General features: G+C 51.9%; 1 protein-coding gene (cut by a window edge). It reads left to right on the top strand.

The features are described 5' to 3' along the window. Positions 1-44 precede the first annotated feature (44 nt). On the top strand, positions 45-25,851 hold the 5' portion of the coding sequence (locus ABH897_RS15050; RefSeq protein ID WP_404592334.1) for a non-ribosomal peptide synthase/polyketide synthase. 16,298 nt of this gene lie beyond the right edge of the window; the window shows 25,807 of its 42,105 coding nt (coding positions 1-25,807); its start codon is at positions 45-47; its stop codon lies off the right edge, out of view.

Genomic DNA, 25,851 nt, shown 5'->3' with positions numbered 1-25,851 from the left:
GAGGGTACTTTTTAACAATATCTATTTTGCGAGGAGAGAAACATATGACTCAGCACGATATTCAATTGTTTGCATTAAGCCAGCCACAGCAACGTATTTGGTATACGGAGCTTTTGTATCCCAATCGCAACACGTCCACGCTTATTACAACTGTTAAAATCAAGGGAACTGTTCGCATAGATGCATTGCAGCAGGCGATGAATCAGGTGATTGCACAAAATGATTCCTTTCGCATTAAAATCACTGCTCAGGATGGTATTCCGTATCAATATGTAGAGCCATTTGCTGAACAAAGCATAGAAACGCTCCAGGTTAGCCTGGAGGAAGCCGAGCAACTGGTAAACCGTCTTAATTCCCAGCCCTTTTTATTGCTGGATTCACAGCTCTACCAATTGGTAATTTTGCAGCTGGGGGCAGAAGAAACCTGGTACAATTTCACAATGCACCATATTATTTCAGATGGTGTATCCATGAATCAGGCTATTAATGAAATTACGACGCATTACATGGATATTGTCCATGGTACAGGTCAGGCTACACCGACCAAAGCGAATCCATATCTGGATTTCATTCAGGTGGAGCAAAGCTATGAGCAATCTGACCGTTACCAGAAGGACAAGGCATATTGGACGGAAAAGTTTGCCGATTTGCCAGAGACGACAGGTTTGAAATCATACAATCCGCTAACGCTGAGCACAGCTGCACGCCGGGAGAGCTATACACTGGAGCCTGAATTGTATCGTGGTGTCACGGTTTTTTGCGAGGAGCATAAAATCAGTATTTTTACGTTCTTCCTGGCCGCCCTGTATATTTATTTACATAAAGTGACAGGGGAACAGGATTTAACCGTAGGTACCCTGTACGCTAACCGTACGTCGAAGAAGGAGAAGGATACAGTTGGCATGTTCGTCAGCACCGTGGCTACGCGTCTGCTGGTTGAGCCGGAATCCGAGCTGCTGACCTTCCTGCAAGGTGTGGGCAAGGAGCAGTCGTCCATTTTGCGGCATCAGCGTTACCCGTACAACAAAATTATTCAGGATTTGCGTGAACAGCAAAGCAGTCTGGATATTCAGCGCCTCTTTGGTGTTTCAATTCAGTATCGTACGCTGAGCTTTTCCCGTTTTGATGAAGCCGTTCAGCAGGTGGATACCGATTTCTGTGGAGATACGGTGAATGACTTTGATATTCATATGGTAGAAATGCTGGATGACGATAAGTTTATAATGCATTTGGATTATCGTACCGATCTGTTCAGCGAACAGGAGATTGCCCGAATTATCCGACAATTCCTGAGTGTGGCTGAGCATATGGTGAAGGGTCCGCAGAAGTGTATACAGGAGCTGTCACTGATTAGTGACGAGGAGCGGACGCAAATTGTGGATGTATTCAATGCTACAGCAGTGCCATATCCACATGATGCAGGGATTCATGAACTGTTCGAGCAACAGGCAGAGCATATGCAGGATCAGACTGCCGTTGTGTTTGGAAACCGTCGTCTAACCTATGGGCAGCTGAATGAACAGGCCAACCGACTGGCTCACACGCTGCGCGGTTACGGTGTTACTGTTGAGCGAACGGTAGGCATCGTCGCTGAGCGTTCCACAGATATGATCGTCGGTATGCTGGCAATCCTTAAGGCGGGCGGCGCATATGTGCCAATTGACCCGGATTATCCGGCAGAGCGTGTACGCTACCTGCTGGAGGATTCAGGTGCGAAGCTGCTGCTGGTGCAGCATGCGGAGCAGCAGCCAGAAGACTACAGCGGGATTGTGCTGGATCTGAGCGATGCTACTGTATACGGAGCAGAGGCTGACCAAGGCTTAAATACTGTACAATCGGAGCAAAACGAGGTTAATCATGCGAATTATACCCATTATACAAATCTGAAAAATGAGATTTCACAAACGGGTAAATTCGGGGATCGACTCGCCTATTTGATGTACACTTCGGGAACTACTGGGCAACCCAAAGGGGTTATGGTAGAGCACCGCAATGTCGTACGTCTGGTGAAAAATACAAACTATGCGCAACTGGATACTGATACGCGCATTTTGCAGACCGGGGCTGTTGTCTTCGACGCGTCCACCTTCGAAATTTGGGGTGCGCTATTGAATGGTGGACAGCTGGTGCTGGTGAGTCAGGATGTCATTTTGGACGCGCCGAAGCTCAAGGAAGCTGTTCGCAGCCATGGCATTACCACGATGTGGCTGACAGCGCCGCTCTTTAACCAGCTGTCCCAGCAGGACCTGGAACTGTTTGAGGGGGTACGGGAGCTGCTGGTCGGCGGTGATGTGCTGTCCGTCCCGCATATTAACCGGGTGCTGGAGGCTCATCCTTCCCTGCGGATTGTAAACGGCTATGGCCCGACGGAAAATACAACCTTCTCCACGACGCATGCCATTACCAGCGTGCAATCAGAATCCGTACCGATTGGTCGTCCGATTCACAACTCCACGGCGTATGTCGTAGACCGTTCGATGCGGCTCCAGCCTGTCGGGGCATGGGGAGAGCTGATCGTCGGCGGCGATGGGGTGGCACGTGGATACCGGAATCGCCCGGACCTGACGGCAGAAAAGTTCATCGACAGCCCATACCGCAGCGGAGAACGCTGCTATCGCACAGGCGACCTGGTGCGCTGGAATGCGGACGGGACGCTGGAATACAAGGGGCGGATCGACGCCCAGGTGAAAGTCCGGGGCTATCGGATCGAGCTGGGCGAGGTGGAAGCACAGCTGTTGAAGCTGGAAGCGGTGCGAGAAGCGGTGGTGATTGCACGTGAGGATGAGCAGGGGCAAAAGCAGCTCTGCGCTTATGTGGTGACCCATGAGGATGTAACGGCAAGTGAGTTGCGCAGCGCTTTGAGCCAGGAACTGCCGGGCTACATGGTGCCGTCGTATTTTGTGCAGCTGGAGCAATTGCCACTGACACCCAACGGCAAGGTGGATCGCCGGGCGTTGCCACAGCCGGAGGGAAGTGTGGATTCTGGCGAGGATTATGTAGCAGCGCGAACCGATGTGGAACGGACGTTGGTATCGGTATGGCAATCTGTACTAGGCATCGAGCATATCGGTGTACTGGATAACTTTTTCCATCTGGGAGGCGACTCGATCAAGGCCATTCAGGTGTCTTCAAGATTACTGCAAAACGGCTATAAACTGGAAATGAGGGAACTGTTCCAATATCCGACCATTGCTGAGCTGAATGGACGGGTGCAGCAGGTGAGCCGCGTCTCAGACCAAGGGGAAGTCACGGGTGCGGTAGCGTTGACGCCGATTCAGCATTGGTTTATTGAGCAGCAGCCAGCCAAGCCAGAACACTATAATCAGGCGTTGATGCTGCACCGTGAGGATCGTATGGACGAAACGGCGCTTCGTCAGGCACTGCAACGCATGGTTGAGCATCATGATGCCCTGCGTATCGTATTCCGCCAGAATGCAGATGGCGAGTACGAAGCATGGAACCGTGGCGTACAAGAAGGTGAGCTCTTCATCCTCGAAGTGGTTGATTTTACGAACGAACCTGATTTTGCACATGAGCTGGAAGCAAAAGCCAGCGAAATTCAAGGCAGCATCCGCCTGGATGAAGGCCCTCTGGTAAAGCTGGGTCTGTTCCGTTGCCCTGATGGAGATCATTTGCTAGTGGCGATCCACCATTTTGTGGTGGATGGTGTGTCTTGGCGTATTTTGCTGGAGGATTTGGCAACTGGATATGAGCAGGCTTTACAGGGCGAGTCTGTCCGTTTGCCAAATAAGACGGATTCCTTCCGCCTGTGGGCTGATCAGCTGTCAGCTTATGCGAACAGCACAGCATTGCAGAAGGAACGTGCGTACTGGCAAGAGCTGGAGCAAGCTGGGGCTACTCAAGCAGCTTTGCCCAGGGATTACACTCGCAAATCCGAGGCCAAGCCTCATCTCCGTGATGACCGCACACTCACGGTAGCGTGGACAGTCGAAGAAACAGAGCAATTTTTGAAGCAGGCACATCGTGCCTATAATACGGAAGCGAATGATCTATTGCTGACGGCTCTGGGAACCGCGGTTCACGAGTGGGCAGGCATCAGTCAGGTGCTTGTGAATCTGGAGGGTCACGGACGGGAAGCTATATTGCCAGACGTGGATATTACACGTACGGTCGGTTGGTTTACCAGCCAATTCCCAGTTATTCTGGATATGGGCGAGGATCGGAATGTGGGACGACGTGTCAAGGACGTCAAGGAAGGGCTGCGCCGTTTGCCGCATAAAGGAATTGGATACGGTATTTTGAGATATCTTTCTGCTACTGAAGAAGGGGAATCAGCTTTTGTTGTTGAGCCGGAAATTAGCTTTAACTATCTCGGACAATTCGATCAGGATTTGAAAAATAATGCATTCCGTATGTCTCCTTATTCCCTCGGGGCTTCCATTAGTGACACGTTGACCAAGCGGTATTCCCTTGATATCAACTGCATGATCACGGATGGTGCGCTGGAGCTGACGATCAGCTACAGCAGCAAAACGTTCATGAAAAAATCAATCAAAAGGCTAGCTGATTTGCTTCAGGAATGCTTGCGCCAGGTATTAGCTCATTGCGTGGACAAAGAGCTGCCAGAGCTGACACCAAGCGATCTGTCCTTCCAAGGACTAACGGCTGGAGAACTGGAGCACATTGTAGAGCAAACCGCTGCTGCGGGAGAGCTGGAAAATGTTTATTCGCTAACGCCGATGCAAAAGGGAATCCTGTTCCACGGCTTGATGGAGCCGCAATCCGGGGCGTATTTTGAGCAGGCAACATTTGATCTGCAGGGCAGCTTTCAAGTGGATGCTTTTTCCGAAAGCCTGAATCTGCTGGTGAATCGCCATCAAATTTTCAGAACGAATTTTTATAGCGGCTGGAATGAGCAGCCTTTACAGGTGGTGTATCGTCATAAAGCTGCCGGATTCCGTTTTGAAGACGTGCGTTCGATGGAGCAAGGAGAACTGGACGCGTACATTGCTGATTTTGCTGAGCGAGACAAAGCGGAAGGGTTTCATTTCAGCTCAGGCGAGCTGATGAGAGTTTCTATATTACGTACGGGCGAGGAGTCTTACCGCTTTGTGTGGAGCTTCCACCATATTTTGATGGACGGCTGGTGCTTGTTCCTGGTTGTCGGGGAAGCCTTCAATACGTATTTTGCATTGCTCGAAAACCGAAAGCCAGAGCTTGCCCCGGTAACGCCATATAGCGAATATATTGAATGGCTGGAACGGCAGGACAACGCGGAAGCAGAACGGTTCTGGAGTGACTATTTTGCCGGCTTTGAACAACAGACGGTGTTGCCGCAAGCGAAGCAGCTGGACGGTCGCGCCAAGGGGTATGAGGCTGACAAGCTTTCGTTTACACTGAGCCGTGAAGTGACGGAGCGGATGAACAAGCTGGTCAAGCAGCAGCAGGTGACGGTCAATACGCTGCTGCAAGCGGCATGGGGTGTTGTGCTGCAACGATATAACAATAGTCGGGATGTTGTATTTGGTAGTGTTGTATCCGGTAGATCAGCGGATATTCCGGGCATCGATAAAATGATCGGTTTGTTCATTAATACGGTTCCTGTACGGATTCACAGCGGGGAAGATGTTACGTTCGCTGGGCTGATGAAGCAGACACAGGAGCAGGCGCTTGCTTCCCGTGCCTATGAAACCTATCCGTTGTATGAAATTCAGGCCCTGACAGAGCAGAAGCAGGATTTGGTAAACCATATTATGGTGTTTGAAAACTATCCGGTGGAACAGAGCATGGAGCAAATGGGTAGCCATGAAACGAACGGCTTTACCATTGCGAATGCTTCCGTGTCGGAGCAAACGAACTATGATTTCAACATTACCATTGTGCCGGGTGAAGAAATCGGTGTTCATTTGGAATACAACGCGCTGGTGTTTGAACGCGCAGCTATGGAGCAAATCCGCGAGCATTTGCTGCATATCGTAGAGGAAGCGATTAACAGACCGAATGCGCTGGTAGATGAGCTTCAGCTGGTGACTGCTGAGGAAAAAGCGAAGATCATCGACGGTTTTGGTTCAGTTGGCGTGTATGCGTGGAGTGATGCGAAGGAAGTCGAATGGTTGTTCCACGCCTATGTGGAAGAACAGGCGCAGTTTGTGCCGGATCACGTGGCGGTTGTGTACGAGGAGAATCAGCTTACGTACCGCGAGCTGAACGAGCGTGCGAACCAGCTGGCTCGCAGACTGCGAAATGAAGGCATTGGACGCGAGTCGATTGTCGGCATCTTGAGCGAACGCTCGGTAGACATGCTGGTCGGCGTACTGGCGGTGTGGAAGGCTGGAGGCGCATATGTGCCACTGGATGCAGACTATCCGTCAGAACGTATTCGTTTCATGCTGGAGGACAGCGGTGCTACGGTACTGTTGACCCAAACAGGCTTGCAGGAGCGTGCGCAGGTATGGCTGGATGAAAACAAAGCAACGTCCGAACCAGCAACAGGACTGCGTTTGCAGACCGTACTGGCGTTGGACGATGAGTCGCTGTACACCGGGGATATCGCGGATATCGAGCATATCAACGAGCCGCAGGACCTGGCGTATGTGATCTACACCTCCGGTACAACGGGACGTCCGAAGGGAGTCATGATCGAGCATCGCAGCTTGGTGAATACGGCTGCGGCGTATCGCCGGGATTACCGTCTGAACCAGTTCCCGGTACGGCTGCTGCAATTGGCGAGCTTCTCCTTCGACGTATTCGTCGGGGATATCGCACGGGCGATCTATAACGGCGGAACAATGGTCATTTGCCCGAAAGATGACCGGATTGATCCAAGCCGTCTGTATAGCTGGATTCGCAATTATCAGGTTACGGTGTTCGAATCGACACCAGCCCTGATCGTACCGTTCATGCAGCATGTGTATGAACAGGGACTGGACATGAGCAGTCTGGAACTGCTAATCACCAGCTCGGATAGCTGCAGCGTGACGGATTACCGGGTGCTGCAAGAACGATTTGGCGCAGATACTCGGATTATTAACAGCTACGGCGTAACGGAAGCGGCGATTGACTCCAGCTTCTATGACGAAGAGCTATCGAAGCTGCCGAGCAGCGGCAGTGTGCCGATTGGTCAGGCGTGGCTGAATGCACGCTTTTATATCGTGGACAGTCAGCTGAATCCGGTGCCTGTCGGCGTACTGGGCGAGCTATGCATTGGCGGGGCCGGGGTAGCACGTGGATACCTGAACCGTGCCGACCTGACGGCCGAGAAATTCGTGGCGAATCCGTACGTGCCGGGTGAACGATTGTATCGCACCGGAGACCTGGCGCGGTGGATGCCGGACGGGAATGTGGACTTTATCGGCCGGATGGACTATCAAGTCAAAATCCGGGGCTACCGGATCGAGCTGGGCGAGATCGAAACGGCGATCCAGCGGGTGCCGGGTGTGCGTCAAGCGGTCGTGATCGACCGGACAGACGAGCGTGGGCACAAGTATTTGTGCGGCTATATCACAGGAGAAGCGGAGCTGCGGATCGAGGAGGTACAGGCCCAGCTGGAAGCAGGGCTGCCAGCGCACATGGTGCCAGCACGCTTGATGCGTCTGGAGACGATACCGCTGACGAGCAACGGCAAAATCGACCGCAAGGCCTTGCCAGAGCCGGAAGGCAGCATCCATACAGGTGCAGCCTATGTGGCACCGCGTACAACGGTAGAGCAAGTATTGGCTTCGGTATGGGCCGGGGTACTGGGCGTGGAAACGGTAGGCACGCAGGATAACTTCTTCGAGCTGGGCGGCGATTCGATCAAGGCCTTGCAGGTATCGTCCCGATTGCTGCAAGCAGGCTATCGACTGGACATGAAAGACCTGTTCAGCAATCCGACGGTAGCGTCCCTTAGTCCTTTGCTTCGCACAGATGGCAAAATCGCCAGTCAGGAAGAGGTAGTCGGTGAGGTAGAGTTGACACCAATTCAACGGTGGTTCTTTGAGCAGCAGCCGGTTGACCTGCACCACAGCAACCAGGCGATGATGCTGTATCGAGCTGGGCGCTTTGACGTAGATGCGCTGCGCCATACAATGGAACGCATGGTCCAGCATCATGACGCATTGCGTACTGTATTCCGCGAGACGGAGCATGGTTACGTAGCCTGGAACCGCAGTGTGGAGGAAGGCGAGCTATATACACTGGAAATTGTAGATTTCAGTGGGATTGAAGACGAATCCACAGCTGTGGAAGCCAAGGCGAATGAAATTCAAGCTGGCATTCATTTGAGCGAGGGACCGCTTGTGAAGCTTGGTTTGTTCCAATGCGCTCAGGGCGATCATTTGTTAATCGTCATTCACCATTTGGTTGTGGACGGTGTATCGTGGCGCATTCTGCTGGAGGATTTGGCAGCCGCTTATGAGCAGGCTGTTGCAGGTAAAACGGGCAAAGCTATTCGATTGCCGCTTAAAACAGATTCGTTCCAGACATGGGCCGAGCACCAGTCAGCCTATGCGAACAGTGCGACGATGGAGCGGGAGCTTGCTTACTGGCAGCATATTGAACAAGCAGAAGCAAGTCTGGCGAAGCCGTTGCCAAAGGATTATGACAACGATCATGCCTTGCTTGGAGACAGTGAGGTTGTCACCGTCCGCTGGACGAAGCGGGAAACCGATTTGTTGCTCAAGCAGGCTCACCGCGCGTATAGCACGGAAATGAATGACCTGTTGCTGGCTGCACTCGGTAAAGCCGTATATGACTGGTCCGGTTCTGAACGCGTGCTGGTCAACCTGGAGGGTCATGGACGGGAATCCATTTTATCTGATGTGGATATTACGCGCACGGTTGGCTGGTTTACGAGCCAATTCCCGGTTGTACTGGATGGAAGCATGGGACAAGGTGGAAATATCGCCCGTTTGATCAAACAGGTGAAGGAAGGGCTGCACCATATTCCGCAAAAAGGCATTGGCTATGGTATTTTGCGATACCTGTCAAATACGGAGGCTTTCGCGCGAGCAGGCGTACAGCTCCAGTTGACCCCAGAAATCAACTTTAACTATCTGGGCCAGTTTGATCAGGATTATAAAGGCAACGATCTGGAGCCTTCCTCTTATTCTATGGGTGTGCCTGTCAGCACAAACGCGGCTATGGATTTTGCGCTCGATATCAATGGAGTGATCGAGGACGGCGAGCTGATCTTTACTATTCGCTACGGCACAACGCAATTCCGTCATGAGACGATTGCCCGGCTTGGAGAGCTGCTGGCTTCGGGCTTGCGTGAGGTGATCAGCCATTGCGTCGCCCAGGAAAGAACGGTATTGACACCAAGTGATGTCCTGCTAGATAACGTAATGCTGGACGAGCTGGAGCAACTGGTGGAAGATACGCGAGATATGGGTGAACTGGAAAATGTGTATGCCTTAACGCCAATGCAAAAGGGGATGCTCTTCTTCAGCATGATGGACGAGGATTCGGCGGCTTATTTTGAGCAGGCCACCTTTGAGCTGAACGGACGTTTTGATGTGGTCACCTTCGGCAAAAGCCTGGATCTGCTTGTACAACGTCATGAGGCCCTACGGACGAACTTTATCAATTTATGGAAGGATGAGCCTGTACAGGTTGTCTTCCGCAACCGCAGCGGAGCATTGTACTACGAAGACTTGCGCGGACTGGAAAAAGAGGAGCGTGAAGCTCGGGTTGAGGCTTTTGTGCTTGCAGATAAAGCCAAAGGATTCCGTCTGGCAGAGGATGCACTCAATCGTATTTCCATTTTGCAAACGGGGGATGAAACGTACCACTTTGTTTGGAGCTTCCATCACATTTTGATGGATGGCTGGTGCTTGTCCTTTATGATACAGGAGGTATTTGGCAGCTATCAGGCATTTCGTGCGGGTCAGGAGCCGGTGCTTGAGCAGGTCACGCCATTCAGTCGTTTTATTGAATGGCTGGAGCGTCAGGATCGTGAAGCGGCCCTGCAATACTGGAGCGGGTATCTGGCAGACTATGAGCAGCAAATTATGCTTCCGCAGCAAAAAACACAGCCTAAATCCGCACAAGCCGGGGAATATGTCGGCGGAGAACTGGAATGCGAATTCCAACCGGAACTGGTCGCTCAGATCAAACGGGTGGCGAAGCAAAATCAGGTGACCATCAATACATTGATTCAGACGGTATGGGGCGTGCTGCTGCAAAAATACAACAACAGTCCGGATGTTGTATTCGGTAGTGTTGTATCCGGCCGTCCAGCCGATATCATGGGTGTGGAGCGCATGATTGGGTTGTTCATAAATACGATTCCAGTGCGCATTCTGTCTGAAAAGGGTGAGGCCTTTGTCGAACTGATGAAACGAACACAGCGGCAGGCGCTGGCCTCTAATAGCTACGACGCATTTCCGTTGTATGAGATTCAGGCGCTGACCGGACAGAAGCAGGATTTGATCAACCATATTATGATATTTGAAAATTATCCGGTAGAGCAGCAGGTAGAGCAGTTGGGAAGTGGTGGTCACGATAAATTTACGATTTCGAACGTAGTGACTACAGAGGAAACCAACTATGATCTGAACGTAGCCGTTATGCCGGGAGAAGGTATGAAGATTCGTTTTATGTATAACGCACTCTGCTTTGATCAAATAGGCATTGAGCGTCTGCATGGACATTTTGTCCGTCTGCTGGAGCAAATTTCACTCCATCCGAACGTTCGCGTTGAAGAGCTGGAATTAGTCACAGCGGTGGAAAAACAACAGATTACAGAAGCGTTTAATGACACCGCTGCGGTATATCCACACAATCAGACAATCCATGAGCTGTTTGAGGAGCAGGTGGAGCGTACGCCGGATCAAGTGGCATTGGTGTTTGAAAATCAGAGTCTGACTTATCGGGAGCTGAATGAACGGGCCAACTCCTTGGCACGAATGCTTCAAGCGCAGGGAGTAGGACCCGACAAGCTGGTTGGCCTGATGGTGGAGCGCTCAGTGGAAATGATCGCAGGGCTCCTTGCTGTTCTAAAAGCAGGCGGTGCTTATGTGCCGATTGATCCCGAATTTCCGTCATCTCGTATTGAATACATGCTGGAAGACAGTAAGGCCACAGTGCTTCTGACCAGTCGTGATCTAGTGGAAGAGCACCATTGCAACGCCAATACAATCTTCCTTGAGGATACAGAATTGTATCAGGGAGAGAGCGGCAATCTGGAGACGATTGCCCGCCCAGAGCATTTGGCTTACGTCATTTATACCTCTGGATCGACTGGAAATCCGAAAGGAGTTATGCTCCAGCATGGCTCGGTACTCAACTTTATTACAGGGATGCGCGAAATAATCGACTTTGAAGCAGGCAAAACCATTTTGTCACTCACGACAATTTCATTCGATATTTTCGTATTGGAAACCATCCTGCCACTGTTGGGTGGAATGACGGTGGTGCTTGGCGACAGCCAGCATCAGGTTGATCCTCAGGCGCTGGGTGAGTTGATCGTTCATCATCATGTTGATATGTTGCAAATGACACCATCCCGGGTGCAAATGCTGCTGGGTCATGAAGCAGGCTCCCATGCGCTGCAAAGTGTGAAGGAAATAATGGTCGGGGGTGAAGCACTTCCGTCCAAGCTGCTGGCAGCACTGCAAGAAATAAACGGTCTTCGCATTTATAACATGTACGGTCCTACAGAAACGACGGTGTGGTCGACAGTACAGGAACTGACTCATGCCAATCAAATTAATATTGGACGTCCTATCGCGAATACGGAAATGTATATCCTGAATGCGAATGATGGATTGCAGCCAATCGGTGTGCCGGGCGAGTTATGTATTGCAGGAGAAGGCTTGGCGCGTGGGTATTGGAATCGTGAAGAACTGACGGCCGAGAAATTTGTGATTAATCCGTTTACAGACGGGAAAGCAGGCTATGATCGGATGTACCGCACGGGCGATTTGGCGAGATGGATGCCGGACGGCAACATCGAATACTTGGGCCGGATTGACCATCAGGTGAAAATCCGGGGGTACCGGATTGAGCTGGGCGAGGTCGAATCGCAATTGCTGAAGGTGGAGTCGGTACGAGAAGCCATAGTCATGGCTCGTGCGGACGAAACAGGCCAATACCAACTGGTGGCATACTATATTGCGGAGCAAGAACTCGAATCCAGCGAGCTGAGAAGTGAACTGGGGCGGGAGCTGCCAAGCTATATGGTGCCTTCATACTTCATTCAGTTGGAGCAGATGCCACTGACACCGAACGGTAAAATCGACCGCAAGGCACTGCCGGCACCAGAAGGCAGCCTGCAAAGCGGAGCGGATTATGTAGAGCCGCGCACCGCGCCGGAACGGGTACTTGTAGCAGTCTGGCAGTCCGTCCTGGGCGTGCAAACCGTCGGTATTTTGGACAATTTCTTTGATCTGGGCGGCGATTCGATCAAGGCGATTCAAATCGTATCCCGTGCGTTCCAGGCAGGCTATAAGCTGAACATGAAGGACTTGTTCAGATATCCAAGCGTGAAGGAGCTGGCTCCGCATCTGCGTTTAGCGGGCAAGAGAACGGCCGAGCAAGGCGAAGTCACAGGGAAAGTGGTGCTGACGCCGATTCAATACTGGTTTGCGGAACAGGAGCAGGTGGACGCGCATCACTTTAATCAGGCGGTTATGCTGCACCGGGAGCAGGGCTTTGACGAATCCGCTCTGCGTCAGGCGCTCATCAAGCTGGCGGAGCACCACGATGCACTACGGATGGTGTTCAGCAAGACAGAGCAAGGCTATGAAGCATGGAACCGCGGATTGCAGGAAGGCGAGCTGTACCACCTGGACGTGCTGGACTTTAGGGATTTGACGGATGAAGCCGTGCTCAGCGCAGCGATTGAGGCGAAAGCCAGTGAAATTCAAAGCAGTATTCAACTGCATGAAGGGCTGCTGTTTAAAGCTGGTTTGTTCCACTGTGCAGATGGGGATCATTTGCTGATGGCGATTCACCATTTGGTGGTGGACGGGGTATCGTGGCGCATTTTGTTTGAGGATTTGGCTACAACCTATGAACAGGCAGTAAATGGAGAAGCACTCCAATTACCTGACAAAACGGATTCCTTCCATTCCTGGTCTGAACGACTGTCCACTTATGCGAATAGCCCGGCAATGGAAAGTGAACGCGCCTACTGGGAGCAATTGAATACATCCGCTTTGGTGGATCAAGCACGGTTGCCTGAGGATCAAGCGCAGGCTGGTCAATTTACCTTGGCTGACACGGATACAGTGGTCATCAAGCTTACGGAAGAAGAGACAGAACGGCTATTGAAGCAGGCGCACCGCGCATATAACACGGAAGTGAACGATCTGCTTCTGGCTGCATTGGGCATGATGCTGTACACATGGACGGGTCATGAACGCAGCCTGATCAATTTGGAGGGGCACGGACGTGAGGACATTTTGCCGGATACGGACATTTCACGTACTGTAGGCTGGTTTACGAGTCAATATCCGGTATTGCTGGACATCGGTCGTGATCATGATTTGTCGGGACGCATCAAACAGGTCAAAGAGAGCCTGCGTCAGATTCCGAATAAAGGAATTGGCTATGGTATTTGGAGACATCTGAGTGAAGCTGGCCAGGCAAATGGTCATCAAGAAGACGCTTTGCCTACGGGTCAAACAGATGGAGGCTACGCCGAGCCGCAAGTGAGCTTTAACTATCTCGGACAGTTTGATCAGGATTTGCAAAACAGCGATATTCGGATGTCTCCTTACCCAATTGGTTTGGCTGTTAGTGACCAGACGAAGATGAAATACGCGCTCGATGTGGGCGGGATCGTCACGAACGGCATACTGGAGCTGGATATTCGGTATAACGGCAAGGCCTTCCGCAAGGACACCATCCAAATGCTGGCTGACCTGCTGAAAGCCAACTTGCTTGAAATGATCGAGCATTGTGTCATACGGGAGCGGTCAGAATTGACTCCAAGCGATGTACTGTTAAAGGGTCTGACGCTGGAGCAATTAGACACGATTGTTGAGCAGACACAGACGGTTGGGGAATTGGAGAATGTGTATCCGTTAACGCCGATGCAGAAGGGTATGCTGTTCCATAGTCTGATGAACGCAGAATCAGGAGTGTATTTTGAACAGGCGACCTTTGATCTTGAGGGCCATTTTGAGCCGACCGTATTCGAGGAAAGCCTGAAGCTGCTGGTTAGCCGACATGCTATATTCCGGACGAATTTCTACAGCGGCTGGTATGGTCAACCGTTACAGGTCGTCTATCGTTATAAAAATCCGGGCTTCCGCTATGAGGATGTCAGAGGTCGTGAAGACGCTGTAGCTGAATTTGTGGCCCTGGATAAAGAGCAAAACTTTGATTTAGGCAAGGACGCGCTTATGCGCGTAACTGTCTTCCGCACGGGGGATAGCTCATACCGCTTTGTATGGAGCTTCCATCATATGGTGATGGACGGCTGGTGCCTGTCACTAGTGACGGACGAAGTGTTTGGTGCATATTTTGCCCTGCTGAAGCACAAACAGCCAGAGCTCGCACCTGTCAAGCCGTATAGTGAGTATATTGAATGGCTGGAACGGCAGGATACGCAGGAAGCGACCCGCTATTGGAGCGACTATTTGGCTGGCTTCGAGCAGCAGACCTTGCTGCCTGGCGAGCATGCACAGGTTTCCCTAATGGCACGGGTTGAAGATAAAGAAGGAAGCGGTACGGCTTCAAATTCCGGTTATGTTTCGGAAAAGCTGTCATTTGTACTAGGTAAAGAACGGAGCGCGGCGTTAAACCGCATTGCCAAGCAGCAGCAGGTAACGATTAATACATTGCTGCAAAGCGTTTGGGGCGTTATTTTACAAAAATACAATAATAATCAGGATGTCGTGTTTGGTAGTGTTGTATCTGGACGTCCGGCAGACATTCCGGGTGTGGAGGACATGATCGGTCTGTTCATCAATACGATTCCGGTTCGCATTAGCAGTGAGCAGAATGCTACGTTTGCTGAAATATTGCAACGGACACAGGAGCAGGCTTTGGCCTCCAGTGCGTATGACACCTTCCCGTTGTATGACATGCAGGCGCTGACTGAACAAAAGCAAGACCTGATTAATCATATTATGATCTTTGAAAACTATCCGATCGGGCAGCAAATGAAGCAGGTGGGCAGTTCCAGCGAGACAGGCGATCAGACTGGCTTCTCTATTGCCAATGTGGCACTTGCAGAGCAAACCAACTACGATTTTAACCTGATTGTCGTGCCTGACGAGGATATCTCCATCCTGTTTGAATACAATGCTCTTGTGTATAACCGGTTTGCTATGGAGCGTATCCAAGGTCATATCGACCATGTCATCGGGCAAATCGTGAACAATCCGCATATCCGTGTGAATGAGCTGGAATTGGTAACACCGGAAGAACAAGCGCAGATTGTTCAGGTTTGGGGAGCTACGGCGGCAGCTTATCCGCAGGGTCAGACGTTAAGTGCGCTGTTCGAGGAACAGGCGGCACGAACACCGGATCAGGTGGCGGTGCTGTTTGGAGCAGAGACGTTGACCTACGGTGAACTGAACGAACGAGCCAATCGTCTCGCACGCACCCTACGTGCGGAAGGCGTTGAACCAGATCAGCCGGTGGGCATTCTGGTACACCGCTCGCTGGAAATGATCGTGGGCATCTATGCGATCCTCAAGGCAGGCGGCGCATATGTACCAATTGACCCGGAATATCCGGCGGACCGCATTCGCTTTATGCTGGAGGACTCGGGAGCGAAGCTGGTGCTGACGCAATCGCATTTGGCCGAGCAAGCGTCGCTGAGCTTCGACGGCAAGGTGCTGGTGCTGGATCGTCCGGTGCAGGGTGGCAAGGACATGTACCACGAAGACGGCTCGAATCTGGAGCCACTGGCTGGTCCGCGTCATGTAGCCTATGTCATCTACACCTCCGGCTCGACTGGAAAACCGAAGGGCGTTATGGTTGAACACCATTCCGTGCTGAACCGGATTTTGTGGATGCATGACCGTTACGGCTTGAGTGCGGAGGGTACGATCCTGCAAAAAACAGCCTTTACGTTCGACGTGTCGGTGTGGGAACTGTTCTGGTGGTCGATGGTCGGCTCGAAGGTGAGTCTGTTGTCGGTTGGCGGGGAAAAGAATCCGGAGGACATCGTAGACACGATTGCCCGTGATAGCGTAAGCACGATGCACTTTGTGCCTGCGATGCTGCATGCATTCCTGGAGTATGTGGAGCAGCAGCCGCAGGAAGTAATGCAAGCGAAGCTGGGAACGCTGCGCCATGTATTTGCCAGCGGAGAAGCGTTGCCGCCACAACATGTGGCGCGGTTCCAACGGCTCGTGTCAGGAATCGCTGGAGCGAAGCTGATCAACCTGTATGGCCCAACCGAAGCGACGGTGGACGTATCGTACTTTGATTGCGAGCCGACGGAGGAATATGCCGTTATTCCAATCGGAAAACCGATTCAGAACATCCGTCTGTACATCGTGAAGGAAGGCACGGAGCAATTGCAGCCGATTGGGGTAGCAGGGGAGCTGTGCATCGGCGGTGTAGGTGTAGCACGAGGCTATCTGAACCGTCCGGAGCTGACGGCAGAGAAATTCGTTGCCGATCCGTTTGCGGATGGCGAAGCAGGCTATGAGCGGATGTACCGCACGGGCGATTTGGCGAGATGGATGCCGGACGGCAACATCGAATATTTGGGCCGGATTGACCATCAGGTGAAAATCCGGGGGTACCGGATCGAGCTGGGCGAGGTCGAATCACAGTTGTTGAAGGTGGAATCGGTACGCGAAGCGGTCGTCATGGCCCGTGCAGATGAAACAGGCCAAAAACAAATGGTGGCGTACTACGTTGCCGGGCAAGAGCTCGGAGCCAGCGAGCTGAGAAGTGAGCTGGGCCGGGAGCTGCCAAGCTATATGGTGCCATCGTACTTTGTACAGCTGGAGCAGATGCCGCTGAGTCCGAACGGCAAAATCGACCGCAAGGCACTGCCAGCACCGGAAGGTAGTCTGCAAAGCGGGGCGGATTATGAAGAGCCGCGCACCGCACCGGAACGGGCACTCGTGGCAGTCTGGCAGTCAGTACTGGGCGTGCAAACTGTCGGTATTTTGGACAATTTCTTTGATCTGGGCGGCGATTCAATCAAGGCAATTCAAATCGCATCCCGTTCGTTCCAGGCAGGCTACAAGCTGGACATGAAGTATTTGTTCCAGTATCCAACAGTCGCAACACTGGCACCGCATATGCAAGAGGTGAGCCGTATTGCAGATCAAGGAGAAGTGAGTGGGGAAACCGCTTTGCTTCCGATCCAGCACTGGTTCTTTGCACAGGAGCGCGAGCGTCCGCAGTACTTTAATCAGGCGGTCATGCTCTATAGCGCCGAGGGCTTTGATGAGACGGCGGTTCGCCGGGCAATGGATCATATCGTGAAGCACCATGATGCGTTGCGTACGGTTTTCCGTCAGGTTTCATCCGGTTACACGGCTTGGACACGCGGTGTAGATGAAGGCGCATTGTATACGCTGGAAACGGTGGATTACCGTGAACAGGCAACCTATGCGGAAGCGCTGGAAGCGAAGGCAACTGAAATTCAAAGCAGCATTTATCTGTCCGAAGGACCTCTCGTGCAACTGGGATTGTTCCGCACAGTAGAGGGCGATCATTTGCTCATAGCCATTCACCATTTGGTGATGGACGGGGTGTCGTGGCGGATTCTGTTTGAAGATTTCTCTACAGGCTACGAGCAAGCGCTGAAGGGTGAGTCTGTACGTTTGCCATATAAAACGGATTCCTTCCAAACATGGGCACGGGAGTTGTCGTCTTACGCCAACCGTCCTGAAGCTGCATCGGATGAAGTCTACTGGCAGCAGTTGGAGCAGGCCAAAGCTGATGCTGCGCCGCTGCCTAAGGATTTTGCCTATGAGGGCTCCTTGAATGCAGACAGCGAAGTGCTGACGGTGGAGTGGACCGAAGCTGAAACCCAGCAGCTGTTGAAGCAGGCACATCGCGCCTACAACACCGAGGTCAATGATTTGCTGCTGACCGCGTTAGGATTGGCGATGCATAACTGGACAGGCGCAGGACATGTGCTGGTGAATCTGGAGGGACATGGTCGGGAAGCGATCCTGCCAGAGGTGGATATTACACGTACGGTAGGCTGGTTTACGAGCTTGTATCCGGTGCTGCTGGACACGGGTGCAAATCTGACGCTGGCAGAGCGGATTAAAGACACGAAGGAAGGCCTGCGCCGGATTCCGCATAAAGGGCTGACGTATGGAACGTGGCGCTACTTGTCCCATGCGTCCGCATCGGATGAAGCGCGTGCAATTGCAGCAGAACCGGAAATCAGCTTTAACTATTTGGGTCAGGTCGATCAGGATCTGCAAAACAGCGGAATCACGTTGTCGTCCCACGGTGCAGGTGAGACAGATGATACACATTCACCGTTACTGTACACGCTGGATTTGAACGCGATGATCTCGGAAGGCATGTTGCGATTGACGATCGCTTACAGTCGTAAGCAGTATCGCAAAGAAACGCTGGAGCATGTGGCGGGACTGGTGCAAGCCGCTTTGCAAGAGGTGATTACGCATTGCGTCGCTCAGGAACAGCCGGAGTTGACTCCGAGTGATGTGTCCTTCAAAGGTCTGACGACTGGAGAGCTGGAACAAATTGCGGAACAGGCTTCACGTACAGGTGTGCTGGAAAATGTATACGCACTGACGCCTATGCAGAAGGGTATGCTCTTTTACAATCTTATGGATTCGCAATCGGGAGCTTATTTTGAGCAGGCATCCTTTGATCTGCAAGGACATTTTAATATCGCTGCTTTTGCGGCAAGCCTGGATGTATTGGTACAGCGGCATACGGCATTGCGCACGAACTTCTACAGTGGCTGGAAGGATGAACCGCTTCAGGTCGTGTACCGCAATAAGCGCAGTGAACTATATGTAGAGGACCTGCGCGATGTGGAGGAAGAGAAGCAAAACGAGTACATCCTTGAATTTACGCGTAAAGACAAGCAGAGGGGCTTTGATCTGGCGCAAGATGCTTTGATGCGTGTCGCTGTTTTGCGCACAGGTGAGGATTCGTACCGTTTTGTATGGAGTTTCCATCATATCGTGATGGACGGCTGGTGCCTGTCGCTGGTGACAAATGAAGTATTTGCGAGCTATTTTGCGATACTGGCCCATAAGCAGCCTGAGCTGGCACCTGTAACGCCGTACAGTCAATATATCGAATGGCTGGAGCAGCAGGATCGTCAGGCCGCATCAGGTTACTGGAGCAAGGTTCTGGAAGGGTATGAGGAACAGTCCCGCTTGCCACAGGCTAAAATCCAGGGTAAAACGGGATATCAGGCGAAGCGTCTGGATTTTGACTTGGGCGCAGATCTAACGGCAAGCATTCAGCGAATAGCCAATCGTTATCAGGTAACCATCAATACGTTGATGCAGACCGTTTGGGGTATTTTGCTGCAAAAATATAATGGCACAGATGATGTGGTGTTTGGCAGCGTGGTATCTGGACGTCCGGCAGAAATTCCAAATGTGGAGCACATCATTGGTTTGTTTATCAATACGATTCCTGTACGCATCAGCAGTCATGTGGATAGCTTATTCTCAGACGTGATGAAGCAAACCCAGGAGCAATCGATTGCTTCCCATGCCTATGATACGTACCCGTTGTATGAAATTCAGGGGTTGTCGGAGCTTAAGCAGGATTTGATTAATCATATTCTTATTTTTGAGAACTATCCGGTAGACGAACAAATTGAGCAATTAGGTAACGGTGATGGGTCCAGCTTCAGCATCACAGGCGTTGAGTCTGTCGAGCAGACCAACTATGACTTTAACCTGGTGGTGCTGCCGGGGAACACTATTCACATGAGCTTTGGTTATAATGCACTGGCATTTGAACGTGAAAGTGTAGAACAAATTCGAGGTCATCTGGTGCAGCTGCTGGAGCAAGTGACAGCGAAGCCAGACATTCGGGTGCAAGAGCTGGATATGTTAAGCGAGCTGGAGTACGAGCAAATTCTGGGCGTATGGGGAGATACTGCCGCCGAGTATCCAAGCGAGCAGACGATCCATGGCTTGTTCGAGACACAAACAGCACAGACACCGGAGCAGGCAGCGTTGTTCTTTGAAGGAGAGCAGTTGACCTATCGCGAGCTGAATGAACGCGCGAATCGTCTGGCTCGTACCTTGCGCAGTCAAGGCGTGACGAAGGATCGTCTAGTGGGTCTGATGACTGAGCGTTCGGTAGACATGATTGTGGGCATCTTCGGGATTTTGAAAGCCGGGGGCGCATATGTGCCAATTGATCCGACGTATCCAGAGGAGCGTATCCGCTACATGCTGGATGACTCAGGGGCAGAGCTGTTGTTGACGCAAAGCCATCTGGTGGACAAAGCAGCTTTTGACGGCAACGTGCTGGTGCTGGATGGAGATCAAACGGTGTATCACGAGGATGGTTCCAATCTGGAGCCGTTGTCCGGTCCAAACGATCTGGCGTATGTGATTTATACGTCGGGTACGACGGGGCAGCCGAAGGGCGTTATGCTGGAGCATCACGGGCTGTGCAATCTGAAAACGTATTTTGATCAGACACTTCGGATCAGCACGTCGGATCATGCGTTATTGTTCGCCAGCTATTCGTTTGATGCGGCTTGCTGGGAAATCTTCCAGGCGCTGTTCTGCGGAGCCACGTTGTATGTGCCAACGTCAGAGACGATTTTGAACTACGAGCGGTTTGAGCAATATATGGCGGATCATCACATTACCGTGGCAGCCTTACCGCCGACCTATGCGGTATATCTGGAGCCGGAACGGATGCCAAACCTACGTATTCTGTTCACTGCCGGTTCAGCATCATCAACAGAGCTGGTATACAAGTGGAAGGACCAGGTGGCGTACTACAATGGCTACGGTCCAACGGAAAACTCGGTAGCGACGTCGATCTGGCCAGTATCCGAGGATGAGAGAGCAGGCCAACTGATTTCCATCGGACGCCCTGTGCCGAATCACCGGGTATACATGTTGGATGTGCATGGACATTTGGCTCCGGTAGGCGTAGCGGGTGAGCTGTGCGTGTCCGGTCCGGGTCTGGCCCGTGGTTATCTGGATCGTCCAGAGCTGACGGCTGAGAAATTTGTACCGAATCCGTTTGCGGCTGGCGAAGCGGGCTATGAACGGATGTATCGTACGGGTGACTTGGCGAGATGGATGCCGGATGGCAATATCGAATATTTAGGCCGGATCGACCATCAGGTGAAAATCCGGGGCTACCGGATCGAGCTGGGCGAGGTTGAGGCCCAAATGCTGAAAGTGGAAGATGTGCAAGAGGTCATCGTACTGGCCCAGGCGGACGAGCAGGGGCAAAACCAACTGGTGGCGTACTATGTTGCCGAACGGGACGTGAACGCAGGAGAGCTTCGCAGCTTACTGGGCGAGGAGCTTCCAAATTACATGGTGCCTTCGTATTTCATCCAGTTGGAACAGATGCCACTAACACCGAACGGTAAGATCGACCGCAAGGCACTGCCGGCACCGGAAGGCAGCCTGCAAAGCGGAGCGGATTATATAGAGCCGCGTACAGCGCTGGAGCAGACTTTGGTTTCCATTTGGCAGGCCGTATTAGGGGCAAAGAGAGTCGGGATTTTGGATAATTTCTTTGATCTGGGTGGAGATTCGATCAAAGCGATCCAGGTATCCTCCCGTTTGCTGCAAGCTGGCTACAAGCTGGAAATGAAGGATCTGTTCCAATATCCTTCCGTATCGCTGCTGAGTGGTCATGTCCACAAGGTCAGCCGTACAGCCGATCAGCGTGCGGTTTCGGGAGCGGTCAAGCTGACCCCGATTCAGCAATGGTTCTTTGGACAATTTTTAGCAGAGCCGCATTATTTCAATCAGTCGGTGATGCTGTATAGAGAGCAAGGCTTCGATGAAGCCGCATTGCATCAAACGGTGACCAAGGTGACCGAGCATCATGATGCGCTGCGCATGGTCTTCCGTCAGACCGAACAGGGCTATGAAGCGAGGAATCGTGGCTTGAACGAAGGCAAGTTCTATAGTCTGGACGTTGTTGATTTGACGGGCAACGAAGACGCTGCGGACGTGGTGAAGGCCATTGAAGAGAAAGCGAATGCTATTCAAAGTTCCATTCGTCTGGACGAGGGACCACTGGTCAAGCTGGGGCTGTTCCATTGCACGGACGGAGATCATTTACTGATTGCGATCCACCATTTGGTCGTAGACGGCATTTCATGGCGGATTGTGTTTGAGGATTTTGCCACCGGATATGAGCAGGCGGTTCGGGGAGAAGCGATTCGTCTGCCATATAAAACGGACTCTTTCTCCGCTTGGGCAGAGCGCTTGTCTCAATATGCGAATAGTCCGGCCATCGAAAACGAACGCGAATATTGGCAGCATCTCGCCCAAATGGAATTCGCATCGTTGCCTAAGGATCAAGAGAGCACGGAAGGACAGCATTCTCTGATAAGAGACAGTGAGACTGTGACCGTGGCTTGGAGCGAGCAGGAAACACGACTACTGCTTCAGGAAGCACACCGTGCGTATAACACAGAGGTCAATGATCTGCTGTTAACCGCACTGGGTACAGCGTTATACAACTGGAGCGGTCAGGAGCGTGTGCTGGTCAACCTGGAAGGACATGGCCGGGAAGCCATTATTCCAGATATCGACATCACACGTACAGTGGGCTGGTTTACAAGCCAATATCCGCTGCTGCTCGATGTTGACGGTAAGGCAGAAGTTGGTCAGCGAATCAAACGGGTGAAGGAAGATCTGCGTCATGTGCCACATAAGGGCATTAGCTACGGTATTTTGAAATATATGTCTCAGCATGCTGCCAATCCTTCCTTGACCTTGCAGCCTGAAATTAGCTTTAACTATTTGGGGCAATTTGATCAGGATTTGGAAAATGGTGATATCACTCTGTCTTCACATACAGGTGGAGAGCCGATGAGTGACAATACCGCTCTGGAGCATCCACTGAATGTGAACGGGATGATTACAGCAGGCGTGCTCACGTTGGAAATTCGCTATGACAGCAAGGTATATCATCAACAAAACGTGGAAAAATTTGCACAATTGCTGCAGGAGAGCTTGCAGGAAGTGATCGTTCATTGTGCCTCCAAAGAGCGGAGTGAGCTAACACCAAGCGATGTATTGTTCAAGGGCTTGACGTTGGAGCAGCTGGAACAATTGACGGAGCAAATGGCTGCTGTGGGTGAACTGGAAAATGTTTATGCTCTCTCGCCTATGCAGAAGGGGATGCTTTTCCATAGCTTGATGGAGCCGGAATCAGGCGCATACTTCCAGCAAGCGTCGTTTGATCAAAAAGGCAGCTTTGATGTTGCTGTTTTCCGGAAGAGTCTTGATCTACTGACACAGCGTCATGAGGCGCTGCGGACGAATTTCCATATGTTTGAGACAGGGCACAGTGAGGAGCCATTACAGATCGTGTTCCGTCACAAAGATAGCGACCTTTCCTTCAAGGATTTACGTGGAATGCAGGAAGCGGAGCAAAAGGCGTATATCCATGCGTTCAAGCAGGAGGACCAGGCCCGGGGCTTTAATCTCGGTACCGATGCGCTCATGCGCGTACAGGTGTTGCAGACAAATGAAGAAACGTATCATTTGGTGTGGAGCTTCCATCACATTGTCATGGACGGCTGGTGCTTGTCGCTAGTTACAGGTGAAGTGTTCGGTACGTACTTTGCGCTGGTGGAGCAGAAGCAGCCGAAGCTTGCTAATATCACCCCATATGGCCAATATATCGAATGGCTGGAGCGTCAGGATGAACGTGCGGCAAAAGATTATTGGAGCAGCTATTTGGCGGGCTTTGAACAGCAGACTTTGCTACCTGGCTCGGATGCTTCATCAAAAGATCAAGCCGTGGACAGCAGGGAAAATGCTCTATCCACTACAGCTAGTGAAACCAGCGAATATATTTCTGAAAAAATAACGGTGGAGCTGGATCAAACGTGGAGCGAAGCCATGTACCGGATTGCGAAGCAGCAGCAGGTGACGATTAATACGCTGATGCAAAGCGTGTGGGGCCTTATTTTGCAGAAATATAACAACAATGAGGATGTTATTTTCGGTAGTGTCGTATCTGGACGCCCGACAGATATTGCTGGTGTAGAGAATATGATCGGTTTGTTCATTAATACGATACCAGTTCGGATTCAAAGTGAACGGAATGCCACTTTTGTGGAGGTTATGCGGAAAACGCAGGAGCAGGCACTGGCCTCAGGAGTATACGACAGTTTCCCGCTGTATGAGATTCAGGCGCTGACGGAGCAGAAGCAAAATCTGATTAACCACATTATGGTGTTTGAAAACTATCCGGTAGAGCAGCAGGTGGAGCAGCTTGGCGAAGTTCGTCCGTCCGCTTTTGAAATTACGAATGTAGAGGTTGTCGAGCAAACGAATTATGATCTGGACTTGATTGTGATGCCTGATGAAGTCTTCAGCATCATGTTCAGATATAACGCTAATGTGTACGATCGGGCTACCGTGGAGCGTATGCAAGGACATGTATTGCATGTGATTGAGCAAATCGTGAACAATCCGCATATCCGTGTGAATGAGCTGGAATTGGTAACACCGGAAGAACAAGCGCAGATTGTTCAGGTTTGGGGAGCTACGGCGGCAGCTTATCCGCAGGGTCAGACGTTAAGTGCGCTGTTCGAGGAACAGGCGGCACGAACACCGGATCAGGTGGCGGTGCTGTTTGGAGCAGAGACGTTGACCTACGGTGAACTGAACGAGCGGGCCAACCGTCTCGCACGCACCCTGCGTGCGGAAGGCGTTGAACCGGATCAGCCGGTAGGCATTTTAGTACAGCGCTCGCTGGAAATGATCGTAGGCATCTATGCGATCCTCAAGGCAGGTGGAGCCTACGTGCCGATTGATCCGGAATATCCGGCGGACCGTATTCGCTTTATGCTGGAAGACTCGGGAGCGAAGCTGGTATTGACGCAATCGCATTTGGCCGAGCAAGCGTCGCTGAGCTTCGACGGCAAGGTGCTGGTGCTGGATCGTCCGGTGCAGGGTGGCAAGGACATGTACCACGAAGACGGCTCGAATCTGGAGCCACTGGCTGGTCCGCGTCATGTAGCCTATGTCATCTACACCTCCGGCTCGACTGGAAAACCGAAGGGCGTTATGGTTGAGCACCATTCCGTGCTGAACCGGATTTTGTGGATGCATGACCGTTACGGCTTGAGTGCAGAGGATACGATCCTGCAAAAGACTGCCTTCACATTCGACGTGTCGGTGTGGGAGCTGTTCTGGTGGTCGATGGTTGGCTCGAAGGTGAGTCTGCTGTCGGTTGGCGGGGAAAAGAATCCGGAGGACATCGTAGACACGATTGCCCGCGATAGCGTAAGCACGATGCACTTTGTGCCTGCGATGCTGCATGCATTCCTGGAGTATGTGGAGCAGCAGCCGCAGGAAGTGATGCAAGCGAAGCTGGGAACACTACGCCATGTATTTGCCAGCGGGGAAGCGTTGCCGCCGCAGCATGTGGCGCGGTTCCAACGACTCGTGTCAGGTATCGCTGGAGCGAAGCTGATCAACCTGTATGGCCCAACCGAAGCGACGGTGGACGTATCGTACTTTGATTGCGAGCCGACGGAGGAATATACCGTCATTCCAATCGGAAAACCGATTCAGAACATCCGTCTGTACATCGTGAAGGAAGGCACGGAGCAATTGCAGCCGATCGGGGTTGCAGGGGAACTGTGCATCGGCGGTGTAGGCGTAGCACGCGGCTATCTGAACCGTCCAGAGCTGACGGCAGAGAAATTCGTTGCCGATCCGTTTGCGGATGGCGAAGCAGGCTATGAGCGGATGTACCGCACGGGCGATTTGGCGAGATGGATGCCGGACGGCAACATCGAGTACT

The organism is Paenibacillus sp. RC73, from assembly GCF_044908085.1.
Lineage (GTDB): Bacteria > Bacillota > Bacilli > Paenibacillales > Paenibacillaceae > Paenibacillus > Paenibacillus terrae_A.
This window is presented reverse-complemented; position numbering and strand designations above follow the sequence as displayed.